Source organism: Sphingomonas sp. (genome assembly GCF_042096255.1).
GTDB lineage: Bacteria > Pseudomonadota > Alphaproteobacteria > Sphingomonadales > Sphingomonadaceae > Sphingomonas.
Genome location: NZ_JBELLZ010000109.1, coordinates 1 through 9102, shown reverse-complemented (window position 1 = coordinate 9102; position 9102 = coordinate 1). Strand labels below are relative to the sequence as shown.

7 protein-coding genes and 2 pseudogenes are annotated in these 9102 nt (G+C 68.3%); 1 reads left to right on the top strand and 8 read right to left on the bottom strand.

Annotated elements, in window-relative coordinates:
• Positions 1–621: pseudogene (locus tag ACFDTH_RS15700) on the bottom strand (porphobilinogen synthase); the annotation flags it as partial.
• Between the two features lie 81 nt (positions 622–702).
• On the opposite strand from ACFDTH_RS15700, the gene ACFDTH_RS15695 reads away from it, so the two are divergent.
• Positions 703–1584: a diacylglycerol/lipid kinase family protein gene (locus ACFDTH_RS15695; RefSeq protein WP_375288501.1), complete on the top strand. Its 882-nt coding sequence runs from the start codon at positions 703–705 to the stop codon at positions 1582–1584.
• A gap of 71 nt (positions 1585–1655) precedes the next feature.
• On the opposite strand, the gene ACFDTH_RS15690 is transcribed toward ACFDTH_RS15695, so the two are convergent.
• From ACFDTH_RS15690 to ACFDTH_RS15660, 7 genes and pseudogenes are all read right to left on the bottom strand, one after another.
• A complete protein-coding gene (locus ACFDTH_RS15690; RefSeq protein WP_375288500.1) occupies positions 1656–3116 on the bottom strand; it encodes an MATE family efflux transporter in 1461 nt (486 codons plus the stop codon).
• 40 nt (positions 3117–3156) lie between these two features.
• Complete coding sequence (locus ACFDTH_RS15685) at positions 3157–3714, bottom strand: hypothetical protein (RefSeq protein WP_375288499.1); 558 nt, start codon at positions 3712–3714, stop codon at positions 3157–3159.
• Between the two features lie 114 nt (positions 3715–3828).
• Positions 3829–6612 (bottom strand): valine--tRNA ligase, encoded by a 2784-nt coding sequence (locus ACFDTH_RS15680; protein WP_375288498.1) that lies wholly within the window; start codon positions 6610–6612, stop codon positions 3829–3831.
• Between the two features lie 49 nt (positions 6613–6661).
• The gene (locus ACFDTH_RS15675) at positions 6662–6784 is read right to left on the bottom strand and encodes a hypothetical protein (protein WP_375288497.1); all 123 of its coding nucleotides are present in this window, start codon (positions 6782–6784) and stop codon (positions 6662–6664) included.
• A gap of 89 nt (positions 6785–6873) precedes the next feature.
• Positions 6874–7335: a DUF2497 domain-containing protein gene (locus ACFDTH_RS15670; RefSeq protein ID WP_375288496.1), complete on the bottom strand. Its 462-nt coding sequence runs from the start codon at positions 7333–7335 to the stop codon at positions 6874–6876.
• Positions 7336–7384: 49 nt separating this feature from the next.
• Positions 7385–8902, bottom strand: coding sequence for a TolC family outer membrane protein (locus ACFDTH_RS15665; RefSeq protein WP_375288495.1), 1518 nt, complete (start codon positions 8900–8902; stop codon positions 7385–7387).
• 11 nt (positions 8903–8913) lie between these two features.
• Positions 8914–9102 (bottom strand): annotated as a pseudogene (locus tag ACFDTH_RS15660) (protein-L-isoaspartate O-methyltransferase); the annotation flags it as partial.

The following is a 9102-nucleotide window of genomic DNA, read 5'->3' as shown; positions in this document are numbered from 1 at the left end:
CGGGCCGTAGAAGGCGCTGGCGTATTTGGCGGCATAGGCCATGATCTGGACGTTGTGCCGCCCGTCCGCCTCCAGCGCGGCGCGGATGCGGCCGACGCGGCCGTCCATCATGTCCGAGGGCGCGATGATGTCTGCCCCCGCCGCCGCCTGCACCCGTGCCTGCTCCACCAGCACGTCGGCGGTTGCGTCGTTGAGGACGTAGCCGGCGTCGTCGACCAGCCCGTCATGGCCGTGGCTGGTATAGGGATCGAGCGCGACGTCGGTCAGCACGCCCACTTCGGGCGCCGCTTCCTTGAGCGTGCGGATCGCTCGGCAGATTAGATTATCGGGGTTCACCGCCTCGCGCCCGTCGGGCGTACGTAGCCCGGCGGGCGTGTTGGGGAACAAGGCGATGCACGGGATGCCCAGGTCCCGCGCCTCGCGACCCCGTTCCGCAATCCCGTCCAGCGACCAGCGCGACACGCCCGGCAGGCTGGCGATCGGCTCTTCCACCCCCTGCCCCTCGCTGATGAACAGAGGCCAGATCAGGTCAGACGGGGTCAGCACCGTCTCACGGTGCATGGCGCGGCTCCAGGGTGCGACGCGCGTCCGGCGGAGGCGAAGGGCGGGAAAGGCGGTCATCGCCCGTGCTCTGCGCCTAGGCACGGCAAGCTGCAAGCGCTACCCAGCCCGCAGGCGCCGCTCCAGCGCCGTGGAAACACGATGACCGACATTCGCTCCGCCGCGCTCATCGTCAACGCCAAGTCGCGAAAGGGGCAGCATCTGTTCCGCCGGGTCTGCCGCCGACTGGACGCCCTGCCCTACCCTGTCGACCCGCATGCGGTGGAAGACCCGGACGATCTGGAGGAGACCGTCCGCCGCGCGCTCGACAAGAAGCTCGACCTGCTGATCCTGGGCGGCGGCGACGGCACGATCAGCGGTCTCGTCGACCTGATCGTCGATCGCGACGTGATCCTTGGCGTGCTGCCGCTCGGCACCGCCAACAGCTTCGCGCGCACGCTGGGCCTGCCGCTCGACATCGACGGCGCGATCGACGTGCTGGCGAACGGTACTCCCAAGCGGATCGACCTGGGGATGATCGACGGCGACTATTTCGCCAATTGCGCCGCAATCGGCATCAGCCCACAGATCGCCGAGACGGTTCCGCACGGGTTGAAGAAGGTGCTGGGCCGGATCGGCTATCTCGGCTGGGCGGCGTATCAATACGCCCGCTTCGATCCGTTCACGCTGATTGTCGAGGATGGCTCCACCGAGCACCGAATGAACGTCGTGGAGGTGCGCATCTCCAACGGGCCGTATCATGGCGGTACCTGGCTGGTGGACGAGGCCTCGGTGACCTCGGGGCGGATCGTGGTCCAGGCTGTGACGGGCCACTACAAGCGAACCCTCATCAAGAACTGGGGCGCCAGCCTGATGGGTCTGCCCGCGCGTCACCAGGATACGGTCAGCTTCTCGGGCGAGCGGCTGCGCGTCCGCACCGAACCGCCGCTGCCGATCTCGATCGACGGCGAGGTGCTGGCGCACACGCCAGTGGAGGCGAAAATCGCGGCGGGGGTGATCCGGGTGATGGTGGCGGGAGAATAAAAGTGCCGACCGGCACTCACCTCCGTTCGTCCTCACCACAAACGGGGTTGCCGAGAGAGCGTCGTGACATCTTACCCCGCCGGCCGCACCGCGGCACCCGGCTCCACATCAGCATGGCTACGTTCGCCGGTCTCCTCAGGCACCAGCAGCGCGCCACGCCGCCAGCCGCCGTGGAGGTAATAGGCGGCCGCCATCGCTACGTTCGCCGCCGAGCCGAGCGGGAAGCTCCACCATAGCGAATCGCCGCCCAGCCACGGCTCCAGCGCCACCGCCATCCCCAGCCGCACCGGGAACATCGAGAGGAAAAGGATGCCGAGCGGCCCCCACACCGCGCCATTGGCACGCACGGTGCCGAACAGCACCATGGTGCCGCCGAACAGGATGAAGCCCCAGGTCGCGACCCGGTTGATGTGCTGCGCAATCGGTAGCGCCGCGCTGCCCTCGCCGACGAACAGGCCCAGGATCGTCTCGTCCAGCCACAGCACCAGCACCACCATCGCCGCGGTGATTGCGCCATTGTAGAACAGGCCGGCGACCGTCACCCGCGCCACCCGGTCCCAGCGGCGGGCGCCGATGTTCTGCGCCGCCATCGCGCTCACCGCCGCCCCCACTGCCATCGCCGGCATCTGCACATAGCCCCACAATTGCTGGACGATGCCATAGGCGGCCACCGTGTCGATGCCGTGCCGGTTGACCAGCCCCACCATCGCCAGCGCGGAGGTGGAGAGCACCAGCATCTGCGCGCCGATCGGCAAGCCTTTGCCCAGGATCGTCCGCACCAAGGCGGGATCGGGCAGCAGGTAGCGCCGCTCCGCGCCTGTCAGGTGCAGCGGCATCCGCCGCCATGCCATCCAGCCCGCCAGGCCCGCGCAGGCGGCAAGGTTGGCGATCAGCGTCGCCAGTGCCGATCCGGCGATCCCCAGCCGCGGCATCGGCCCCAGCCCCAGGATGAGCACCGGATTGAGCGTCGAATCGATCAGCACGCTCAGCCCCATGAACCAGAGCGGTGTCACCGAATCGCCGGTGCCGCGCAGCCCCATGAACATCAGCACCAGCAGCATGGAGGGCGGCAGACCGAGGAAGATCACCCGCAGGTAATCGAGCGCGGGGGTGAACGCCGCCTCGGGCGTCGCCAGCGCGCGCAGGATCTCGGGCGCAAACACCCAGCCGAGCGCCCCCACCAAGATCGAGGCGGCGAGGACCAGCCCCAACGCCGATCCGAACGCGCGCTTGGCCGCGTCCACCTCGCGCGCGCCCCACGCCTGCCCCACCAGGATCGTCGCCGCCATGCCGAAGCCGAAGACCGCGCCGAACAGCAGGAACATGATGATGTTGGCGTTGCTGGTCGCCGCCAGCGCGCCCTCGCCCAAAAAGCGCCCCACCCAGATCGCGTTGATCGATCCGTTGAGCGATTGGAGGACATTGGAGCCCAAAGTCGGCAACGCGAACAGCAGGAGCGCCGGGCCGATCGGCCCGGTGGTCAGGTCACGCTGGCGCGGGGCCTCTTGCGAATGCGGATCGGGCCCGGCCATCCGGCGGACCTTAGCGCCGGATGGGCCGGGGTCGATCCCCTTACTTGCCCACCATCATCGGCGCGTTCGGCTGCGCACCGGGCGCGACGGCAAAGGCGACATCCTCGTCGACGAAGCCGCGCACGGTGAAGCCCGCCGGCATCTCCGCGCTCTTGCCGGTCATGAAGAAGCCCGCGGGCGCGAACACCACGGCGGACACCGCCACCGCGCCGCCGGTGCCCGATCCGCCCTTGCTGTCGAACGTGCCCGACAGGCGGATGGTGCGGCCGTTGGCGTTGACGGTGAGGACCCGGCCGACGATCCGGCCGCTCTTGCCCCACATGCCCTTGTTCCGCACCTCGGTCAGCTCGCCCACCGCGGGGCTGCCCGCCGGGATCACGGTGACGCCGTTGACGGCCACCGCCTCGGCCACCTCCATGCGCACGCGATCGTTGATCTTGGCGGCCTTCTCCTTGGTGGTGATCCCCTCCGCCAGACGCAGCACCACGGGCGTGCCGGTACGCAGCACGTTGGGCACCGGCGCGGGCATCACCACGGCGGATTGGGCGAAAACGGTCGCAGGTGCGACCAGCAGCATGGCGGCAAGCAAAGCCTTCATTGGACAAACCCCTGTCTGCGGCCGGAAGCCCCCCGGCCGGGTCCATCCTTATCAAGCGTGCTTTAGGGCCGATCCGGGCCAGCGACGAAGCGCCGGCCCGACGACGAAAATGCGTCAGCCCAGGCGTTTCAGCGCCGCCGCCAGCCGCTCCGCCTCCGCCGCCTTGTCGGCATGGTCGGCGCGGGCCTTCTCCACCGCCTCGGGCTTGGCACGCTCGACGAAGCTCGCATTGCCCAGGCGCCCGGCCAGCGCATCGCGCTCCTTCTCCGCCGCGGCGATCGCCTTGGCGAGGCGGGTGCGCTCGGCGGCGAGATCGATCACATCGCCCAGCGCGATGCGGAAGGTCGCCTCGTCCACGACCACCTGCGCGGTGCCGCCGGAGACCTCGCCCGGCTCGATCCGCGCGAGCCGCGCGACCGTCGCGACGTTGCGGGCCAGCCGTTCGGCGGTCGCCGCACTTGCACCATCGACCGCGAACGGCAGCCGCGCGCCCGGCGGCACGTTGAGCTCGGTCCGGCTCGACCGCACCTCGCCGACCAGCCGGATCAGCCAGTCGATCTCCGCCGCCGCTTCCGGGTCGATCGCGCGCGCGTCGGGCATCGGCCAGTGCGCGACGATCAGGTCGTTGTCGCGCTCGGCCAGTGCGTGCCACAATTCCTCGGTGATGAACGGCATGAACGGGTGCAGCACCACCAGGATCTGGTCGAGCACCCAACCGGCGACCGCGCGGGTTTCGTCGTCCACCGATCCCTTGATCAGTTCCAGATACCAGTCGCAGAACTGGCTCCATACGAACTGGTAGATCGCGTTCGCCGCGGCATCGAAGCGATATTCGCCGAGTGCCAGGTCCACCGCCTGGATCGCCTTGATCGCCTCGCCGACGATCCACTTGTTCACCGCCAGCGTCGCCGCGGGCGGGTCCAGCGTCGTCGATCCGCCGATGCCGTTCGCCTGGCAGAAGCGGCTGGCGTTCCACAGCTTGGTCGCGAAGTTGCGATAGCCTTCGACGCGCCGCTCATCCATCTTGATGTCGCGGCCCTGGCTTTCCATCGCCGCCATGAAGAAGCGCAGCGCATCGGCGCCGTACTTGTCGATCAGCCCGAGCGGATCGACGGTGTTGCCCTTCGACTTGGACATCTTGGCGCCATCCGCCGCGCGGACCAGGCCGTGCAGGTAGAGCGTGCGGAACGGCACGTCCTTCATGAAGTGCATGCCCTGCATCATCATGCGGGCATCCCAGAAGAACAGGATGTCGAAGCCGGAGATCAGGACATCGTTGGGGTAGCGGCCGCCCAGCGTACGGTCGCCATCTTCGGGCCACCCGATCGTCGCAAACGGCCATAAGGCGCTGGAGAACCACGTGTCCAGCACGTCAGGATCACGGCGCAAGTGCGGAACGTTGGGGGTTAAATGCCCTGCGGAGTTCTGCCGCAGATCATCTACACTGAGGCCGTAGTGAGCGGCTGCCGCTGCGAAGGCTTCGTTTTCGCTCTCAGCGACAAATATCTCATCACGTTTGACCCGGATGGTACGTCTATTCGGTCCTTCCGCTTGAACCTCGACTTCTGCATCCCCCGCTACGTTAATCGATGGTCCAAACCACGCTGGAATCCGATGCCCCCACCACAACTGCCGGCTCACGCACCATGGCTGGATGTTCTCCATCCAGTTGAAGAAGGTCTTCTCCCACGTCTTGGGCACGATGCGGATCGCGCCCGAGCGGACCGCCTCGATCGCCGGCTTCGCCAGCGTCGCCGCATCGACATACCATTGGTCGGTCAGCCACGGCTCGATCACCACGCCTGATCGGTCGCCATAGGGCGTCTGGATCGTGCGCGGCTCGGCGTCATGCTCGGCGCCGTCCTTGTCGAGATGCGCGATCAGCACGCCCTCGGCCTTGAGCCGGGCTACCACCGCCTTGCGCGCCTCGAACCGGTCGAGCCCGATCAGCTCCGCCGGGATCAGCCCGTCCGCGGTCTGCATGACGCGCCCCTGCGCATCGAGCATGTTGAGCATGTCGCGCGCCTCGATACCGGCGCGGCGGCCGACCTCGAAGTCGTTGAAATCATGCCCCGGCGTGATCTTCACCGCGCCGCTGCCCAGCTCCGGATCGGCATGCTCGTCCGCGACGATCGGGATCAGTCGGCCGGTGATCGGCAGGCGCACCTCCCTGCCCACTAACGCAGTGTAGCGCGCGTCGTCCGGGTGTACCGCCACCGCCATGTCGGCCAGCATCGTCTCCGGCCGGGTCGTCGCCACCTCGATGAAGTCGCTGCCATCCTCCAGCGGATAGCGCAGCCGCCAGAAGCTGCCGCGCACCTCGCGCGTCTCCACCTCAAGGTCGCTGATCGCCGTGCCGAGGCCCGGGTCCCAGTTCACCAGGCGCTTGTCGCGGTAGAGCAGCCCCTCGCGGTGCAGGTCCACGAACACCTTGAGGACGGCCTTCGAAAAGCCCTCGTCCATGGTGAACCGCTCGTTGGCCCAGTCCATCGAGCAGCCCAGCCGGCGCAGCTGGCCGGTGATCTGGCCGCCGCTCTCCGCCTTCCATTGCCACACGCGCTCGACGAATTCCTCGCGCGAGAAGTCGGTGCGCTTCTGCCCCGCGGCGTTCAGCTGGCGCTCCACCACCATCTGTGTGGCGATGCCGGCATGGTCGGTGCCGACAACCCACAAAGCATCCTTCCCCTTCAGCCGCGCGTGACGCGTCAGGATATCCTGAAGGGTGTTGTCCAGCGCATGGCCGATGTGGAGGCTGCCGGTCACGTTGGGCGGCGGATTGACGATCGTCCACGGCTCTGCGCCCGGCCGCTCGGGGCGGAACAGGCCCTTCTCCTCCCAATGCTGGTACCAGCGCGATTCGATGGCGGCGGGATCGAAGGTCTTGGCAAGCTCGGTCATCCCCGCGCCTTAGCGGCGGCGCGGCGAGCTTGTCACCTCACCTGACATATCAGAGCCGCGCACCCGACTCGTCCAGCACCGCGCGGTTGCGCTTGTTCAGGCCGGTGCGGCGGTAGGGCTTGCGGATGGGATCGAATCCCGTTGGGCCTAAGTCGATCGCCTTGTCAGCCAACGCGACGCTATTCCCTTCGCCCGAGCGGGGCTCAAGCCGCGGACGACTTGCCCGCCGTGAACGGGCGAGCTCCGCCGGCGTGTGATCGCTTACTGGCCGGTGCCGGCGATTTTCGCTATCTCGCGCGCCACGATCCGCTCGACCATGTCGGGCAGGTTGGCATCGAGCCATTCGCGCAGCATCGGGCGCAGCATTTCGCGCACCAGGCCTTCCAGCGTACCGTCGCTGGGCGCCTCGGGCTTCACCATCAGCCGCGACAGCGCGTCGATGGCGCCGCGCGCGGCGGTGGCGGTGTTCTCGGAGACGATCGGCTCCGGCTTGGCGGCGGCAGTCTCGGGCGAGCGGCCGAAATCGGGAGTCTTGGGCATGGGGTCGCTGAGCTCCAGCACCTCGTCGTCATCATTGGTTTCGGCCGGGCTGGGCACCGCGGCAAGTGTCGGTACCCGGACCGGCCGCCGCGGCCGGGCAGCAGGCGTATCCTCTTCCGAGATGATACGCTTGATGGACGAGAGAATGTCTTCCATCGACGGCTCCGCGTTCAGATCAGCCATGCGCCACCCTTCCAGACCGCCAGAGCCCCCCGCCCAAGCGGTTGCGCCGCTAACGGTTGGGCGCATTCTCTCCTGTGGTCAACGCAGGAGTCCTGTCAACGTTGCTGTTGAGTTCGGGAGCCAGGGGCTTGGTCAGTTCGGCGCCCTGCGCCGGCGTGCCACGGGTGGTGGGAGCCACCGGCTCGGGCGCGGGATCGGTGCCGAAGTCGGAGATGCGGTTGCGCACCCGACGATAGTTGACCACCGGATCGTAGAGCGCCTCCCCCTCAAGGTTCAGGTCGCGTGCCTCGGCCTGGCCCATCGCGGCGAGCAGCGCGAAGCCGGCGACATAAGCGTCACGACGGGCGGTCACCAAGGTGACCTGGCTGTTCAGCAGTTCCTGCTCGGCATTCAGAATGTCGAGGATGGTTCGGTTGCCGACGCTGTTCTCGGCGCGCACGCCCTCCAGCGACAGCCGGTTGGCCGACACGGCCGCCTCGGCGGACTGGATCACCTGCAGCGACGAGCGCCAGATCGCATAAGCGGATCGGGTGGAGGCGATCACCTGCCGCTCGGCCGCGGTCGCCTGCTCGATCGCCTGCGCGCGGAGTGCCTGCGCCTGGCGGATCAGCGCCGCCGGGCGCCCGCCCTGGAAGATCGGCAGGGTCAGGTTCAGCCCCACACCCGCTGAGGCGCCGTCCTGCATGATGCCGCTTACGCCGCCGACGTTGCTGCCCGCACCCAGCGTACCGAGATAATTGTTGTAGTTGCCGCCCACCGTCACGCCGACCTGCGGCAGCCGCGAGGCACGTGCAACGCGGATGTCATACTGCGTCGCGTCGCGCGACCGCAGCGCCGCGAGCAGGGTTGGATTGTCCGCAACCGCCACCTCTACCGCCGCGTCGGGATCGTCCGGCAGGTTGGGCAGCGGCGGCGGCGCATCCAGCACGCCCGGCGGGGTGCCGACCAGCCGCACGTAGTTCTCACGGCTGGAGATCAGGTTCGCCTGCGCGGTCTGCAACTGTCCCCGCGCCACGCTTAGCCGCGCTTCGGACTGCGCGACGTCGGTGCGCGTCAGGTCGCCCACCTGGAAGCGGTCCTGGCTGGCGCGGAGGTTGGTTTCCAGAACGCGCACGTTCTGGGTGTTGAGGCCGACGATCGCCTCGTCGCGCAACACGTCGTTATAGGCGCCCACCACCTCGGTAAACAGCGACGCCTCCGTGCCGCGCAGGTTTGCCTGCCCCGCCTCGACGCGGGTCTCGGCCGCTCGGATCGAGTTGCGCACCGCGCCCCCGGAATAGAGCGGGATGGTCACCCCGGCAGATGCGTTCAGGCTCCGCTCGGGATTGCCGAAGGCGTTGCCAGTGTTGACCGGATTCTCGTTCAGATTGCCCGTGACGCTGAACGAGGGCCGGCCGTCAGCCTTGGCGATCGGCACATTCTCGTCGTTGGCGCGCTGCTGCGCACGGCTCGCGGTGATTGTCGGGTTTGCCTGATAGGCGCGCGCCAGCGCCTCCTGCAGCGTTTCCGCCGAGGCCGGCGCCGCGAGCGCAACGATGGAAACGGCGGGAAGCAGGAAATGGCGCATCGGGTCTCGCGTCAGAAGGTGAAGCGGTGCGGCTTGGCGAAGCCGGGCAGGATCGGGCAGGCGACATCGGCGAAGGCCTGGAGCCCCAACCCTCCCGTCGAGCGGACGCCGAACGCCAATCGGGTGACGCCGCGATCGAGCAGCCCGGTGACGATCCGGCCGCCGACCTTGACCTGCTCGACCAGTGCGGGCGGGAGGTC